The organism is Stenotrophomonas sp. 8(2023) (assembly GCF_030345295.1).
In the GTDB taxonomy this organism is placed as follows: domain Bacteria; phylum Pseudomonadota; class Gammaproteobacteria; order Xanthomonadales; family Xanthomonadaceae; genus Stenotrophomonas; species Stenotrophomonas muris.
Map to the genome: position 1 here is coordinate 372,501 of NZ_CP128404.1, position 15,793 is coordinate 388,293.

The window sequence follows — 15,793 nt, forward strand, 5'->3', positions numbered from 1 at the left end:
AGAGGACCGGAGTGGACGAACCTCTGGTGTTCCGGTTGTCACGCCAGTGGCATTGCCGGGTAGCTATGTTCGGAAGCGATAACCGCTGAAAGCATCTAAGCGGGAAGCGCGCCTCAAGATGAGATCTCCCGGGGCACAAGCCCCCTGAAGGAACCATGTAGACTACGTGGTTGATAGGTCAGGTGTGTAAGTACAGCAATGTATTGAGCTAACTGATACTAATGATCCGTGCGGCTTGACCATATAACCTCAAGTTGCCTTGGCTTTACGACAACGTCGTAAGAGCATCCAAGTGCACGCTACGTCACAAGAACTATGCGAGGCTGGCGCCTTGTCCCACCGGGACGAGTGCGACTCTCCAAAAGCCTCCCTGGTGAAATTAGCGCTGTGGAACCACCCGATCCCATCCCGAACTCGGAAGTGAAACGCAGCTGCGCCGATGGTAGTGTGGCTCAAGCCATGCGAGAGTAGGTCATCGCCAGGGTTTATACCCAAAACCCCGCTGCTCACGCAGCGGGGTTTTTCTTATTAAGTGAAGGCACTGCATTTTCCGGGTCCCTTCCGCCCCAAGGGCAAGATCGCGAAGCTGGCGCTGCAAGCGCTGCTGCAACCGTCTCCCTGGTGAAATTAGCGCTGTGGAACCACCCGATCCCATCCCGAACTCGGAAGTGAAACGCAGCTGCGCCGATGGTAGTGTGGCTCAAGCCATGCGAGAGTAGGTCATCGCCAGGGTTTACACCCAAAACCCCGCTGCTCATGCAGCGGGGTTTTTCTTTGTGCGCAGGAAACCCCGGTAGTGCCGGCCGCTGGCCGGCAATCCGATGGCGTTGCATTGCCCGGTAGATCCACGCCATGCGTAAGTGCTCCGCGAGGAGCATGGCGCCAACCAGGGTTGGCCGCTACCAATCGATTGCCGGCCAGCGGCCGGCACTACCGGCAGATCCACACCAACCGTGGATGAGCCGCCGACGGTACGCAAAAGAAAAGCGGCGCCCCGTGGGGCGCCGCTCTGCTCTCAACAGTGCTCAGTCGAGCATGGCCCGACTTTACTTGGCCGGGACCTTGTCCTTCATCATCGCGTCGCGGGCTGCCTTGAACGGATTGCCTGCATACCAGTTCGGCCAACGATCGCCACCGGCCAGTTCCTTGCCCACGCCGTACATCAGCTGCAGGTCTTCGACGGTGCCGTCCAGCTTCCAGGTGGCGGCGTCGAACTCGTCCTTCGGGCCGTGGTAACGGTTGGCGCCGTAGTCCGCCGCCGCCTTGCGGCCCGCTTCCACGCCACCCTCGCGCAGGTCTTCGCCGCCATCGGCGTACAGGGCCGGCACACCCGCCTTTGCGAAGTTGAAGTGATCGGAGCGGAAGTAGAAGCCGCTCTGTACCGAGGTCTCACCGTGCAGGGTGCGGTCCTGGGCGGCGGCCAGCGGCTTGAGGATGTCCTCCAGCTCCGAGCTGCCGAAGCCGGTGACGGTCACGTCCTTGGCACGGCCGGCCACCGACATCGCATCGATGTTGATCACACCGGCGATCTTGTCCAGCGGGAAGGTCGGGTGGGCGACGTAGTACTTGGAACCCAGCAGGCCGGACTCTTCCAGGGTCACCGCCAGGAACACCACCGAACGCTCCGGCTTCGGCTCCTGGTGGGCCATGGCTTCGGCCACTTCGAGAATGCCAGCCACGCCGGTGGCGTTGTCGACCGCGCCGTTGTAGATGTTGTCGCCGGTCTCACCCTCATGCTTGCCCAGGTGGTCCCAGTGCGCCATGTACAGGACGGCCTCGTCAGCGCGCTTGCTGCCCGGCAGCACGCCGACCACGTTGCGCGACTGCTTCTGTGCGATCCGGCTCTTCAGGTCGACCGCAGCGGTGGCCTTCAGCGGCACTGGCTTGAAACCGCGCTTGCTGGCGTCCTTGTAGGCCTGGGCGAGGTCCAGGCCGGCACCGGCGAACAGCGCCTTGGCCGCGTCGGCGCTCAGCCAGCCCTGTACCGGGATGCGCGCTTCCGGGTCATCCTTGGCGGGCAGGTCGTACTGCGGGCCAGCCCAGGAATTCTTCACCACGTCCCAGCCGTAGGACGCGCCGGCGGTGTCGTGCACGATCAGCGCGGCGGCGGCGCCCTTGCGGGCGGCCTCCTCGAACTTGTAGGTCCAGCGGCCGTAGTAGGTCATGCGCTTGCCGTCGAACAGCTTCGCGTCGTCGACGTGGAAGCCCGGGTCGTTGACGAACATCACGACCGTCTTGCCCTTCCAGTCCTGACCGGCGTAGTCATTCCACTTCTGCTCCGGCGCATCGACGCCATAGCCGACGAACACCAGGTCGCTGGCATCGACCTTCACCTCGGCCTGGCCGGTACGGGTGCCGACCACCATGTCGGTGCCGAACTTCAGTTCGGTGGTCTTGCCGCCCTGGGTGATCTTCAGCACGGTCGATTCATCGGCCGTGGTCTCGGTCATCGGCACATCCTGGAACCAGCTGTCGCCGTTGCCGGGCTGCAGGCCGATGCGCTGCATCTGGTCGCGGATGTAGTTGACCGTCAGTTCTTCGCCCTTGCTGCCCGGGGCGCGGCCTTCGAACTCATCCGAAGCCAGGGTCTTGACCATCTCGGCGAAGTCGCCGGCGTTGATCTCCGGTGAGAACTGATGGGCGGCCGGCTTCGCGGCAGCGGTATCGGTGGGCGGCGTGGCAGCCGGCGTGGATTCGCCTTTGCAGGCACTGAGCGCGGCCGCGGCGGCCAGGCACAGGAGGAGTTTGCGGGGCATCGTCGATTCCTGGAGAACAAAGGGCGGTCGCATCTCATGCGCGACCGGTAAACGCGAGTATCACCGAAGCGGCGGGTGCGACGGGTTCAGTCGGCCGGCGCGGTTTCGGTATCGAACGGGATCGGCTCGGCCCCGGTGACCGGGCCGATGCGTGCGGTGCGATGCACGTACAGCACCACCTCGCGCTCGAACTGCAGCGTCCCACTGACGACCGCGTTGGGGCCGATGATCACGCGCGGCTTGCGGCTGGCGGTGAGCGAGACACTGAAGTTCGGCTTGCGCACATGCACGCCGCCGTTGACCTGCGAACCGATGCCGACGGTGATGTCACCGTTGACGGTCTCGACGTCTTTGCCGACGCGGCTCTCGACCAGGCCGATGCCGCCGTTCACGGTCTCGACGCCGCCTTCGATCTGGCTGCCGCGATCAGTGAAGATGCTGCCGTTGACGGTGCTGACGCCACCGCTGGCGATCACTTCACGACCCAGGCGGACACCGCCGTTGACCGTTTCGATCTTGCCGGTGCGTGCGCGGTCGGCAACCTTCACCCCGCCGTTGACGGTGTCGATGCTTCCGGTCTCGACGCCTTCGCCGACGCGGATGCCGCCGTTGACGGTGTCCAGCTTGCCGTAGCGTTGGCCGGGTTCGGCGCTGATGCTGCCGTTGACCTTGCTGATGTTCTCCTGGGCGCAGACTGGCCCGGTGACCAGCAGTACGCCCAACAGCAGCGGAATGGATAGAGTTTTCATGGGAACCTCGATGGATGTGCGGCTGGCAGGCCGCGTGCGGAGATGTCACCATTCCCCGGTACCCCCCGCAACTGCCTGAAGTCACTGGAAAGCCCTTGCGCGACAACGCCTTCCCATCACGCCGACATCACATCGCCGCCGTACGCGGCGGGCGCTGGCTGCTGCTGGGGCTGGCTGTGGCGCTGGCCCTGCCCCTGCCGGGTGCTGCGCAGACCACCCGCGAGACCGAGCGCAAGCTGCAGAAGCTGCGTACCGAGCTGAAGGGCGTGGCGCAGGAGCGACGGCAGATCGAAGGGCAGCGTGGCCAGGCATCGCAACAGCTGCGCGAGGCCGACGAGAAGGTGGCACGCACCGGCCGTGCGCTTGCGCAGACCGAAGCGGCGCTGCGCGAGCAGGCCCAGGCCCTGGCCCAGGCCGAGCAGCGCCGCAGCAGCCTGCAAACCAACCTGGCCCAGCAGCACCGCGAACTGGCCGGCCTGCTGCGCGCGGCGTATCAGCTTGGCAATCACGCACCGCTGAAGCTGCTGCTGTCGCAGGACACGGTGGCCGATGCCAATCGCGCCCTGGCCTACCATCGTTACCTGCAGCGCGAACGAGCGCAGCGCATCACCACGCTCACCGCCGACCTGAAGGAACTGGAAGCGCTGCAGGCGCAGATCGCCGAGCGCAAGCAGAAGCTGCAGGGGGCGCAGCAGGACCAGAAGCAGCAGGCAGCGGCGCTGGCGGCCGACCGCCGTGACCGCGCGCAGACCGTGGCCTCGCTCGACGAACGCTTCAAGGACCGGCGCGAGAAGGAACAGGCACTGGGCCAGGATGCCAAGGCGCTGGAAACGCTGCTGGCCAATCTGCGTGCCGCTGCCGCCCGGGCCGAAGCCGAGCGTCGCGCGGCGGCACGTCGAGCTGCTGCCGAAAAGGCCGCTGCCGAGCGGGCCGCACGCCAGGCGGCCGCACAGGGCCGGCCACCGCCGCCGGCAACCAAGGTTCCACCTGCGGTGGCGTCGGCACAGGCACCGAAGGTCGGCGGCCTGGGTTGGCCGTTGTCCGGCAACCTGCTGGCCCGCTATGGCGGCAAGCTGCCCGATGGCCGTACCAGCAGCGGCGTGCTGATCGGCGCGCCGGCCGGCAGCACCGTCACGGCCGTGGCCGACGGCACCGTGGTGTTCTCCGACTGGATGACCGGCTACGGCATGATCCTGATCGTGGACCACGGCAATGGCTACATGAGCCTGTATGCCCACAACGACACCCTGCTGAAGGATGCCGGCGCACGGGTCAGCCGCGGTGATGCGGTGGCCAAGGTCGGCAATTCCGGTGGCCAGGGCGTCACCGCGCTGTACTTTGAGCTGCGCCGTGGCGGGCAGCCGGTCAACCCGGACAGCTGGCTGCAGCGGCGCTGAATCCAGGCCTGCCGGATGCGGGTTGGATTCAACGGGAATTTAGCTGTGCTTCGCGCATAATCGGTGCATGTGCCTTGGGCACGATGCCAACGTCGACAGGAGTGATCCATGCGCGCAGCCCGTACCGCCACCCTCTTGCTGGCCCTGTTGCCAGCGCTGTCCTGGGCGCAGCAGACCGCGCCCGCCCCGAGCCAGGAAACCAGCGGGCAGGCAGCGAACAGCGAGGAGGCGGTGACCTCGAAGGTGCCGCTGGAGGACATCCGCCGTTTCGTGGCCGTGTACAACGCGGTGCGCGCCGCCTATGTCGATCCGGTCGATGACAAGAAGCTGATGCAGTCGGCCGTGCGTGGCCTGCTGCTCGACCTCGATCCGCACAGCACCTACTTCAACAAGGAAGACGCGCAGGCCTTCGACGAGCAGGCCAATGGTGCCTACGAGGGCATCGGCGTGGAGCTGCAGCAGCAGCCGGACAACGCCAGCATGAAGGTGATCGCGCCGATCGACGACACCCCGGCGGCCAAGGCCGGCATCCTCGCTGGTGACCTGATCATCGCCATCGACGGCAAGCCGATCAGTGCGATCGATGCCAGCGAGCCGCTGCGCGGCCCGGCCGGCAGCAAGGTGGTGCTGACCATCGTGCGCGAAGGCAAGCCCAAGCCGTTCGACGTGAGCCTCACCCGCCAGACCATCCGCGTGACCAGCGTGCGCAGCCGCCTGCTGGAACCCGGCTATGGCTACATCCGCCTGAGCACCTTCCAGGCCGATACCGGTTCGGACTTCCAGAAGCACGTGCAGCAGCTGCAGAAGCAGTCCGGTGGCCAGCTCAAGGGCCTGGTGCTGGACCTGCGCAGCAACCCGGGTGGCCTGCTGACCGCTGCCGTGCAGGTGGCCGATGATCTGCTCGACAAGGGCAACATCGTCAGCACCCGTGGCCGCATCAGCATCAGCGATGCACGATTCGACGCGACCCCGGGCGACCTGCTGAAGGGCGCACCGGTGGTCGTGCTGGCCGATGCCGGTTCGGCCAGTGCATCGGAAGTCCTGGCCGGCGCGCTGCGCGACAACAAGCGCGCGCGCGTGGTCGGCAGCCGCACCTTCGGCAAGGGCTCGGTGCAGACGGTGCTGCCGCTGGACAATGGCGATTCGGTGAAGCTGACCACCGCGCGCTATTACACGCCCAGCGGCAAGTCGATCCAGGCCACCGGCATCGTGCCGGACGTCGAACTGAAGCCCGCCGCCACGCCGGCCGAGGATGCACTGCCAGCCAGCCTGAGCGACTACAGCGAAGCGACCCTGCCGGGCCATCTGCGCGGCGATGACGAAGGCACGGAGGGCTACCACGCCGGTGCGGTGCTGCCGGGCGATGGCCCGATCAACGACGCGCTGGCCGAGCTGAAGAACCCAGGCTCGGTGGCCGCACGGTTGAAGGCCGAGGCCGCCAAGGCGGATGCGGCCAAGGCCGCGAAGGCCGCTGCGGCCAAGGCCGCGAAGGCCGCTGCGGCGAAGCCGGAAGCAAAGCCGGAAGCAAAGCCGGAAGCAAAGCCGGAAGCAAAGCCGGAAGCAAAGCCGGAAGCAAAGCCGGAAGCAAAGCCGGAAGCAAAGCCCGAACCCGTCCCGGCCAAGCCTTGATTTTGTAGAGTCGAGCCATGCTCGACTGATCTACGAACGAGCGGGTGAGCGTGGAGCCGGCCAGCGGCCGGCACTACCAAGGGTCAGAATCCGTGCCGCTTGCGCAGGCGGCGCGCGATCGCGGCGCGCACGTACACGCCATACACCACGCCGAACACGAAGCCGCCGATGTGCGCCCACCAGGCCACCATGCCGAAGCTGGGGCCGATATGGGCGAACACCACCTGCAGCGCGGCCCAGACGCCGATCAGCAGGTAGGCCGGGGCGCGCACGAACTCCAGGAACAGGCCCAGCGGGATCACCACGCCCAGCCGGGCACCGGGGAACAGGGCCAGATAGGCGCCGATCAGCGCCGACACCGCGCCGCTGGCGCCGATGATGATCTGGTCCGGGCTGCCCATGGTGTAGATCGCCACCAGGTTGGACACCGCGCCGCCCACAAGGAACAGCAGCAGCAACCGCCACGGTCCCAGCACCCGCTCGGCGGGGAGGCCGAAGATCAGCAGGAACACCAGGTTGCCCAGCAGGTGCGACCAGTCGGCGTGCAGGAACAGCGCAGTGAACAGGCGCAGCACGCTGCCGTCCTGCAGGGTCGCCCACCAGTCCAGCGGACGGGTCAGGCCGGTGGACAGGGCGCCCCAGTCCAGCCAGAGACTGCCGCGGGCATCGTCCGGGCGCGAGATCGACCACAGGAATGCCAGCCACAATGACGCGAACAGCACGGGCGTGGCCCAACGCAGGGCCGCCTTCTTGCGCGACGGGAGGGAGACGAACATGCCAATAGCCTAGCGTGCGGCCACGTTCGGTGGGGACGGTCCTGTTCAGCTTTTGAGACGAAAAAACCGCCTGCGCTGTTATTGTTTCATTAACAGCTCTGGGTAATACTCGCATACGGCGTCGTATGTCGGGAGGGGAATCCGGCGCGCTCCGATGGGTCCCAGGACCCGGCGGGCGCAGGCGCACTCAGAGCACCATCACCGCTTACCGGAGAGAGAACTACGATGCAAACCGCTTCCACCATTGCCCGACTGACCCTGCTGGCCGTCGGCGTTGCCGGTGCGCTGGCCGCTGCCGATGCCAATGCTGCCGCCTTCCAGCTGAAGGAAAACAGCGCCAAGGGCCTGGGCCGCGCGTTCGCCGGCTCCACCTCGACCGAAGGTGACGCCTCGGTCATCGCTACCAACCCGGCGTCCATGCGCCTGCTCGACGGCACCCTGGTCCAGGGCGACGTCAGCGCCATCAGCTTCGGCGCCAAGTTCCGCGGCCAGGGCAAGTACGCCAACGGCGCGCCGATTTCCGGTGGCAACGGCGGCGACGCCGGCATGATCGCCCCGGTTCCGGCCGCGTACTTCCACGTGCCGTTCGGCGAGAACGACAACATGCACTTCGGTGCTTCGCTGACCGTGCCGTTCGGCTTCAAGACCGAATACGACCGCGACTGGGTCGGCCGCTACAACGGCGTCAAGACCGAGCTGCAGGCCATCGACCTGGGCGTGGCGTTCTCCTATGACGTCAACCCGTACCTGTCGTTCGGTGCGTCGGTGTTCGCCGAGCGCCTGAACGTCGACCTGACCAGTGCTGTCGACACCGGCACCGCGATCAACGCCACTGCCCAGCGCACCGCTGCGGCGCGTGTGTTGGCTGCCGGCGGCACCGCAGCCCAGGCTGCGGCGGCCTCGCAGGCCGCTGCACGCCAGGCCGCCCAGCTCGGCTTCTCGCCGGGCACCGCCGATGGCTACCTGCGCATCAAGGGCGATGAAGTGTCGGTCGGCTACACCCTGGGCATGACGGTCACCCCGGTGGAAGGCACCAACATCGCGTTCAGCTACCGCTCGAAGGTCGAGCACAAGATCACCGACGGCAAGGCCGATTTCACCATCCCGCAGAATGCGGCGGCCTTCCTGGCCACTGCTGCCCCGGGTACCTTCATCGACAGCAACGGTCGCGCGACCATCACCCTGCCGGCCAGCGCCACCGTGGGCTTCACCCACCGTGTGAACGACCAGTGGCAGATCATGGCTGAAGTCACGCGCACCGCGTGGAGCAAGTTCGACCAGGTCGTCGTCGATTACGACTCCAACCAGCCGGACAGCGTGCTGCCGTTCCACTACCGTGACACCACCTTCGCGTCGATCGGTACCGATTTCCGCGTGAACGACAAGCTGACCCTGCGTGGCGGCCTGGCCTATGACCAGACCCCGACCACCGATGCCCACCGCGACGTGCGCGTGCCGGACACCACCCGCAAGTGGCTGTCGCTGGGCATGACCTACGCCGCTTCGGACAAGATGGAATACAGCGTGGGCTACACCCACCTGTTCACCAAGGATCCGAACATCACCTCGACCTCGGCCACCGGCAACACCGTGACCGGCAAGTACAAGGTCAGCGGCGACGTGCTGGCGGCTTCGATGCAGTACAAGTTCTGATTCGGGCGATTGCCTGGAGCAGTACGAAGGAGGCCCCGCGCAAGCGGGGCCTTTCTTTTTGTGGGGACGGGCCGGGGCGTCCACGCAGCGCACGGATCCACGACAATAGCGACATGAACCTGTCCGATCCGAACTTCCAGCTGGAGCTGGCTGCCAACATCGCCGTCGCCGGCTCGATCCTGCTGGCCGGCCGCAACAACGTGCACACCTGGTGGCTGGGCATCGTCGGCTGCGCCTTGTTTGCTGCCGTGTTCGAACGATCGCATCTGTATGCGGACATGGTGCTGCAGTTCTTCTTCATCGCCATCAGTGTGCTGGGCTGGTGGCAGTGGCTGCGTGGTGACCATGGCGCGCCGTTGCCGATCACTTCATTGCGGCCACGCGCCTGGGCCTGGCTGGCGCCGCTGGCGGTAGTGGCCACGTTCGGCTACGGCTGGATGCTGACCCGCCTGACCAATGCCTATGCGCCGTACATCGATTCGGCGGTGCTGGTGTTGAGTGTGATCGCGCAGATCCTGATGATGCGACGCAAGCTGGAATCGTGGTGGGTATGGCTGCTGGTGAACACCGTTGCGGTGCCGCTCTACTACAGCCGTGGCCTGCACCTGACCTCGATCCTGTATGTGGGCTTCTGGATCAACGCGCTGGTCGCCTTGCGCCATTGGCGGCACCTGATGCGGGACGAGGCCAGGGCGGCCGATGCCGCTGCCTGAGCGCGTTGCACGCGGCCTGGTGGTGGGCAAGTTCTGCCCGCTGCATCTCGGCCATGAACGACTGATCGACTTCGCCGCCACGCGCTGCCAGCAGCTGCTGGTGATCGGCTGGTCGCAGCCGGGCTTTGCCGGCTACAGCGCTGCGCGCCGCGAGCGCTGGCTGCGTGCGCGTTTCCCGCAGGCCACGGTAGCGGTGCTTGACGACGCGCGACTGGCCGCATTGTGCACGCAGCATGGCTTGCCGGTGCGAGCGCTGCCGCAGGACAGTGATGACGAACAGGTGCAGCGTGACTTTACCGCCTGGCTGTGCCTGAACCTGTTCGGTGGGCCGGTGCAGGCGGTGTACACCGGTGAGGACTACGGTGACGGCTTCGCGCAGGCACTGGCCACGCACTTCGGTGCGCCGGTACGCCATGAGCGGCTCGAACGTGCATTGGACGTCGGGCAGGCCTGCGGCACCCAGCTGCGCAGCGATCCGCATGCGCATCGCCATGGGCTCGCACCGCAGGTGTATGCCGACCATGTACAGCGCGTGGCCTTCATCGGTGGCGAGTCCAGCGGCAAGACCACGCTGGCCCGCGTGCTGGCCGAGCGTCTGCAGACCGTCTGGGTGCCGGAGTATGGCCGCACGCTGTGGGAGCAGCGAGGCGGAGAGCTGACGCCGGGCGACCTGCTGCGCATCGCAATGACACAGCCACAGCACGAAGACGAGGCTGTGCGGCGTGCGCATCGCTGGCTGTTCTGCGATACCACGCCGCTGGTGACGCTGGGCTACAGCGGCTGGATGTTTGGCACGGCGCCGCAGCCGCTGCGGCAAGCGGCACGACGACGCTACGACCTGCTGTTCCTGTGCGCGCCGGATATTCCGTTTGACCAGGATGGCACGCGCGTGGGCGAAGCCTTCCGGACGCAGCAGCATGCGTGGTACCTGGAGCAGCTGCAGGCAGAGGGTGTCGAGCATGTGCTGCTGGAAGGCGATCTGGAGACGCGCATCGCACGCGTGCAGGGCGAGCTGGCGAAGCGGGCGGACAATCGGTTCAGTGTCGCCTTGCCTCTGTAGAGCCGAGCCCACGCTCGGCTGCGCCAGAAAAGCCGAGCATGGGCCCGCCTCTACAGGAAGCAAAGCACAAAAAACCCCGCGTTCGCGGGGTTTTTTGTTTACTGCATCAAGCAGGCGATCAGTCGCCCAGGGTCAGCAGCGAGGCGTTGCCGCCGGCGGCTGTGGTGTTCACCGTCACCGTCTTTTCGGTAGCGAAGCGCAGCAGGTAGTGCGGGCCGCCGGCCTTCGGGCCGGTGCCGGACAGGCCCTGGCCGCCGAACGGCTGCACGCCGACCACCGCGCCGATCTGGTTGCGGTTGACGTAGACGTTGCCGACGTGGACGCCGTTGCTGATGCGATCAACGGTCTCGTCGATGCGCGAATGCACGCCCAGGGTCAGGCCGTAGCCGGTGGCATTGATCTGGTCGATCACCGCGTCGAGCTGGTCGCCCTTCCAGCGGATCACGTGCAGGACCGGCCCGAAGATTTCCTTGTGCAGCTGGCCCAGGTCCTTCAGTTCATACGCGCGCGGTGCGAAGAAGGTGCCATTGGCCGCTTCGGCGGACAGCTCGGCGGCCGCGATCAGGCGCGCTTCGCGGTCCATGCGCTCGGCGTGGTCCTGCAGGATCTTCAGCGCGTCGGCGTCGATCACCGGGCCGACGTCGGTGGACAGCAGGCCCGGGTTGCCGACCTTCAGTTCCTTCATCGCGCCGGCCAGCATGGTCATCACCTTGTCGGCGATGTCGTCCTGCACGAACAGCACGCGCGCGGCCGAGCAACGCTGGCCGGCGGAGGTGAAGGCCGAACCGATCGCGTCCTTGACCAGCTGTTCCGGCAGCGCCGAGGAGTCGGCGATGAAGGCATTCTGGCCGCCGGTCTCGGCGATCAGCACACCGATGGCGGCGTCACGCGCGGCCATGGCGCGGTTGATCGCACGTGCGGTGTCGGTGGAGCCGGTGAAGGCCACGCCGGCCACGCGCGGGTCGGCGGTCAGTGCGGCACCGACGGTGGCGCCGTCGCCCGGCAGGTACTGCACCACCTCGGCCGGCACGCCAGCTTCGTGCAGCAGCTTCACCGCGTAGTAGCCGATCAGGTTGGTCTGTTCGGCCGGCTTGGCGATGACGCTGTTGCCGGCGGCCAGTGCAGCAGCGACCTGGCCCAGGAAGATCGCCAGCGGGAAGTTCCACGGGCTGATGCAGACGAACACGCCGCGGCCGTGCAGCTGCAGCTCGTTGGACTCACCGGTCGGGCTGGGCAGCTTCTCGGCGTGGCTGAACTGCTCGCGCGCCTGCTTGGCGTAGTAGCGCAGGAAGTCCACGGCTTCGCGCACTTCGGCGATGCTGTCGGGCAGGCTCTTGCCGGCTTCCTTCACGCACAGCGCCATGAACTCCGGCATGCGCGCTTCCAGCTGGTCGGCGGCGTGCTCGAGGATGGCGGCGCGGCTGGCGGCCGGGGTGCGGTTCCAGGCCGGCTGCGCGGCTACGGCATTCGCCAGCGCCTTCTGCACGGTGGCGGCATCGGCGGCCAGCCACTGGCCGACCACTTCGCGGGTGTCGGCCGGGTTGGTCACCGGCAGCGAGGCGCCGGCCGGGTTCGCACCCGGCACCAGCGGGGCGGCCTGCCACGGCTTCACGGCCGCGTTGAGCTGCTCGGCGAGGGCGCGCAGTTCGTTGTCGTTGGCGAGGTTGGCGCCCATGGAGTTCTTCCTGTCGTGGTTCTGGCTGCGCAGCAGGTCTACCGGCAGCGGGATCTTGGGATGCGGAATCGAAGCGAACGAGGCGACCATCTCGACCGGATCGCGGATCAGGTCGGCGATCGGCACGCGCTCATCGGTGATGCGGTTGACGAAGCTGGAGTTGGCGCCGTTTTCCAGCAGGCGGCGCACCAGGTACGGCAGCAGGTCTTCATGCGAACCGACCGGGGCGTACACGCGGCAGGGCAGGCCCAGGCGATCGGCCGGCACCACTTCGGCGTACAGGTCATCGCCCATGCCGTGCAGCTTCTGGTGCTCGTACACGCCACCGTTGGCGATGCTGCGCACCGCAGCGATGGTGTGCGCGTTGTGCGTGGCGAACATCGGGTAGATCGCGTCGGCATGGGTGAACAGGCGCTTGGCGCATGCCAGGTAGGACACGTCGGTGTTCTGCTTGCGGGTGAACACCGGGTAGCCCGGATAGCCTTCGATCTGCGCGCGCTTGATCTCGGCATCCCAATAGGCGCCCTTGACCAGGCGCACCTGCAGGCGGCGACCGGCGCGGCGCGCCATGTCGGCCAGGTGGTCGATCGTGTACGGCGTGCGCTTCTGGTAGGCCTGCACGACCACGCCGAAGCCGTCCCAGCCGGCCAGCGAGGCGTCGGAGAACACCTGCTCGATGATGTCCAGCGACAGTTCCAGGCGGTCGGACTCTTCGGCGTCGACGGTGCAGCCGATGCCGTAGCTCTTGGCCAGCTGCGCCAGCTCCAGCACGCCCGGCACCAGGTCCTTCAGCACGCGCTCGCGCTTGGCGTGCTCGTAGCGCGGGTACAGCGCCGACAGCTTGATCGAGATGCCCGGTGCGTTGTTGACGTCGCCATCCGGGCGGCCGCCGCGGGCCTTGTGATCACCGCCAATGGCGTGGATCGCGCGACGGTAGTCTTCCAGGTAGCGCAGCGCGTCCTTCATGGTCAGCGCGCCTTCGCCCAGCATGTCGAAGGAGTAGCGGTAGTTCGCGTTGTCGCCCTTGTGCGAGCGCGACAGCGCCTCGCTGATGGTGCGGCCCATGACGAACTGGTGGCCCATGATCTTCATCGCCTGGCGCACGGCCAGGCGCACCACCGGCTCACCGACGCGGCCGACCAGGCGCTTGAACGCGCTGGGCGCATCGGCGCGGGTGGCGTCGTTCATCTGTACCAGCTTGCCGGTCAGCATCAGGCCCCAGGTGGAGGCGTTGACCAGCACCGAGTCGCTGCCGCCCAGGTGCTTTTCCCAGTCGGCATCGGCCAGCTTGTCGCGGATCAGCTTGTCGGCGGTGTCCTGGTCCGGAATGCGCAGCAGCGCTTCGGCCACGCACATCAGCAGCACGCCTTCTTCGCTGCCCAGGTCGTACTGGCGCATGAAGGCTTCGATCGCGCCCTGGTCCTTGGCACGCACGCGCACGCGGCCGACCAGGTCGGCGGCCAGCGCCTGCACCCTGGCCTGCTCGTCGGCCGGCAGCCGGGCCTGCGCCAGCAGCTCGCGGACGTGGCTGGCCTCGTCCTTCAACCAGGCATCGGTGATGGCCTGGCGGAACGGGTTGGGGGGCGCCGGCAGTTCCGGCGACAGCAGCACGCCGGGACGCTGGGCGTCGCTGGCGGCAGGGGAGGAGGAAGGTGCGTTCATGCCGGTCCGGCCAATGGAAAACTTGGCGATTTTAATCATTTTTGCGGGTTGCGGAAGTGCCCCACAGCCACCTTCGTGAAGGGCTGATAGCCCCTAACGGTGGTGTATTCAGCGTGTTCAGCAAGCCCCGCAATATTTGTGCTGAATTCGGCATTCGCGCCGCCGACCCCATGCTGTGTTGCAGCATGGGAAAAAGTGTGAATGCACCCTTGCTACCGGCGAGAGGGCGGGGCTACCATCGAGACGTTTCCCGCGGCAGGAACGCGGTTGCGACATGATCGAGGTGCTTCCAGCTCCGGATGGGTCAGGTACGCAGCTGCGGCTGCGTCCCCCACGGGCGCTCGATGCCCGGCAGTTCGTCCTGTTGTTCACCGTGTTGTCGGGTGCGATGTGGCTGGTGTCCGCCCTCGGGTGGTTGGCCGGCAATGCATTCGCCCCCCTGTTCGCGCTGCTGTACAGCCTGGTGCTGGCGGCGGCACTGCGTGCCTTGTGGCGCAGCGGTGAACGGCAGGAGGAGATCCGGGTAGTGCCGGCGTACGTGGAGGTCATCCCCGTACCCGGTGGATCGCCGGTGTTCCGGGCCCACCCCCACTGGGTGCGCCTGCTCACCGGCGATGAGAGGGTCCGGCTGGCATCCAGCGGCCGGCAGGTGGAGGTGGGGAGTTTCCTCGCGCCGGCCGAACGTCAGACGCTCGCAGAGACACTTGAAAGCTTGCTCGCCGCCAGCGATGGCGGCAACCGACGACGCTAAGGGTCTAGGCAATGAAGCAAAGCAGCAGGTGGGGCACGAAGTGCGTTGCAGCGGTCACCGCCATGGTGGCCGGGGGACTGATGCCGGCGTTGGCCTGGGCCCAGGCGGCCGATCCCAAGCCGTGGCAGCTGAACATGGGCAAGGGGGTGACCCAGACCTCGCGCCTGGCCTGGGAATCGAACAATCTCTCGTTGATCATCTGCACGGTGATCGGCGTCATCGTGTTCGGCGCGATGGCCTACGCCATCTTCAAGTTCCGCAAATCCAAGGGGGCAGTCGCCGCCACCTTCAGCCACAACACCAAGGCCGAGATCATCTGGACGGTGATCCCGGTGATCATCCTGATCGTGATGGCGTGGCCGGCCACGGCCAACCTGATCAAGATGTACGACACCCGCGATGCCGAGATGACGGTCAAGGTCACCGGCTACCAGTGGATGTGGAAGTACGAATACCTCGGCGAGAACGTCACCTTCACCAGCCGCCTGGACCGCGAGTCCGACCGCGTGCGGCAAAGTGGCATCGTGCCGACCCGTGAAAGCCATCCGCACTACCTGCTGGATGTCGACAACCGGCTGGTGCTGCCGGTCGACACCAAGGTGCGCTTCGTCATCACCTCCGACGACGTGATCCACGCCTGGTGGGTGCCGGCGCTGGGCTGGAAGCAGGATGCCATTCCCGGCTTCATCAACGAAGCCTGGACCAGCATCGAGCAGCCTGGCGTGTACCGCGGCCAGTGCGCCGAGCTGTGCGGAAAGGACCACGGCTTCATGCCGATCGTGGTCGAGGCGGTGTCCAAGGAGGAATTCAAACAGTGGCTGGCGCAGCGCAAGCCGGCGCCGGCTGCCGCGCCGGCCACGCCTGCGGCACCTGCCGAACCGGCTGCACCGGCGGGCGAGGCGCCGGCTGCGCCTGCTGCTGCAGAAGCGGCCAGCGCACCTGCCACTGCAGCCAGCGGCGCGTGATGTAAAG

At 66.7% G+C, this 15,793-nt stretch carries 11 protein-coding genes and 3 rRNA genes (1 of these 14 running past the window's edge); 10 read left to right on the forward strand and 4 right to left on the reverse strand.

The features are described from left to right. The 3 genes from QP609_RS01705 to rrf (QP609_RS01715) all read left to right on the forward strand — a co-directional run. Positions 1-243 (forward strand): 23S ribosomal RNA (locus QP609_RS01705); it begins 2,635 nt to the left of the window's first position. A 126-nt stretch (positions 244-369) separates the two neighbouring features. Next, positions 370-484: ribosomal RNA gene (gene rrf / locus QP609_RS01710) — 5S ribosomal RNA — on the forward strand. 133 nt (positions 485-617) lie between these two features. Beyond that, positions 618-732, forward strand: a 5S ribosomal RNA gene (rrf, locus tag QP609_RS01715). Between the two features lie 314 nt (positions 733-1,046). Here rrf (QP609_RS01715) and QP609_RS01720 read toward each other — a convergent pair. Continuing rightward, complete coding sequence (locus tag QP609_RS01720; RefSeq protein WP_180835692.1) at positions 1,047-2,756, reverse strand: M28 family metallopeptidase; 1,710 nt, start codon at positions 2,754-2,756, stop codon at positions 1,047-1,049. A gap of 86 nt (positions 2,757-2,842) precedes the next feature. After that, entirely contained in the window at positions 2,843-3,505 is a 663-nt protein-coding gene (locus tag QP609_RS01725; protein WP_197621687.1) for a hypothetical protein, read from the reverse strand. Positions 3,506-3,600: 95 nt separating this feature from the next. Between QP609_RS01725 and QP609_RS01730 the strand changes: the two genes are divergently transcribed. Together QP609_RS01730 and QP609_RS01735 are read left to right on the forward strand one after the other, a co-directional pair. Continuing rightward, a complete protein-coding gene (locus QP609_RS01730; RefSeq protein ID WP_197621688.1) occupies positions 3,601-4,902 on the forward strand; it encodes a peptidoglycan DD-metalloendopeptidase family protein in 1,302 nt (433 codons plus the stop codon). 108 nt (positions 4,903-5,010) lie between these two features. Further along, complete coding sequence (locus QP609_RS01735) at positions 5,011-6,531, forward strand: S41 family peptidase (protein ID WP_289213849.1); 1,521 nt, start codon at positions 5,011-5,013, stop codon at positions 6,529-6,531. Between the two features lie 83 nt (positions 6,532-6,614). On the opposite strand, the gene QP609_RS01740 is transcribed toward QP609_RS01735, so the two are convergent. Continuing rightward, complete coding sequence (locus tag QP609_RS01740) at positions 6,615-7,307, reverse strand: rhomboid family intramembrane serine protease (RefSeq protein ID WP_005414994.1); 693 nt, start codon at positions 7,305-7,307, stop codon at positions 6,615-6,617. A 225-nt stretch (positions 7,308-7,532) separates the two neighbouring features. On the opposite strand from QP609_RS01740, the gene QP609_RS01745 reads away from it, so the two are divergent. The 3 genes from QP609_RS01745 to QP609_RS01755 all read left to right on the forward strand — a co-directional run bounded on the left by QP609_RS01745 (position 7,533) and on the right by QP609_RS01755 (position 10,733). Next, positions 7,533-8,960 (forward strand): outer membrane protein transport protein, encoded by a 1,428-nt coding sequence (locus tag QP609_RS01745; RefSeq protein WP_049419231.1) that lies wholly within the window; start codon positions 7,533-7,535, stop codon positions 8,958-8,960. A 113-nt stretch (positions 8,961-9,073) separates the two neighbouring features. Beyond that, entirely contained in the window at positions 9,074-9,673 is a 600-nt protein-coding gene (gene pnuC / locus QP609_RS01750) for a nicotinamide riboside transporter PnuC (RefSeq protein ID WP_014645686.1), read from the forward strand. After that, positions 9,660-10,733 (forward strand): AAA family ATPase, encoded by a 1,074-nt coding sequence (locus tag QP609_RS01755; protein ID WP_197621690.1) that lies wholly within the window; start codon positions 9,660-9,662, stop codon positions 10,731-10,733. Before pnuC ends, QP609_RS01755 begins: the two co-directional genes overlap by 14 nt. A gap of 118 nt (positions 10,734-10,851) precedes the next feature. Here QP609_RS01755 and putA read toward each other — a convergent pair whose 3' ends face one another. Continuing rightward, complete coding sequence (putA, locus tag QP609_RS01760; protein ID WP_014645688.1) at positions 10,852-14,070, reverse strand: bifunctional proline dehydrogenase/L-glutamate gamma-semialdehyde dehydrogenase PutA; 3,219 nt, start codon at positions 14,068-14,070, stop codon at positions 10,852-10,854. Positions 14,071-14,344: 274 nt separating this feature from the next. Here putA and QP609_RS01765 point away from each other — a divergent pair, with 274 nt between their 5' ends. Together QP609_RS01765 and coxB are read left to right on the forward strand one after the other, a co-directional pair. After that, a complete protein-coding gene (locus QP609_RS01765) occupies positions 14,345-14,821 on the forward strand; it encodes a DUF2244 domain-containing protein (protein WP_014645689.1) in 477 nt (158 codons plus the stop codon). A gap of 11 nt (positions 14,822-14,832) precedes the next feature. Then, positions 14,833-15,786 carry a cytochrome c oxidase subunit II gene (gene coxB / locus QP609_RS01770; protein ID WP_041863004.1) on the forward strand — a complete coding sequence of 318 codons (954 nt, stop codon included), beginning with the start codon at positions 14,833-14,835 and terminating at the stop codon, positions 15,784-15,786. The last annotated feature ends 7 nt before the right edge of the window (positions 15,787-15,793 follow it).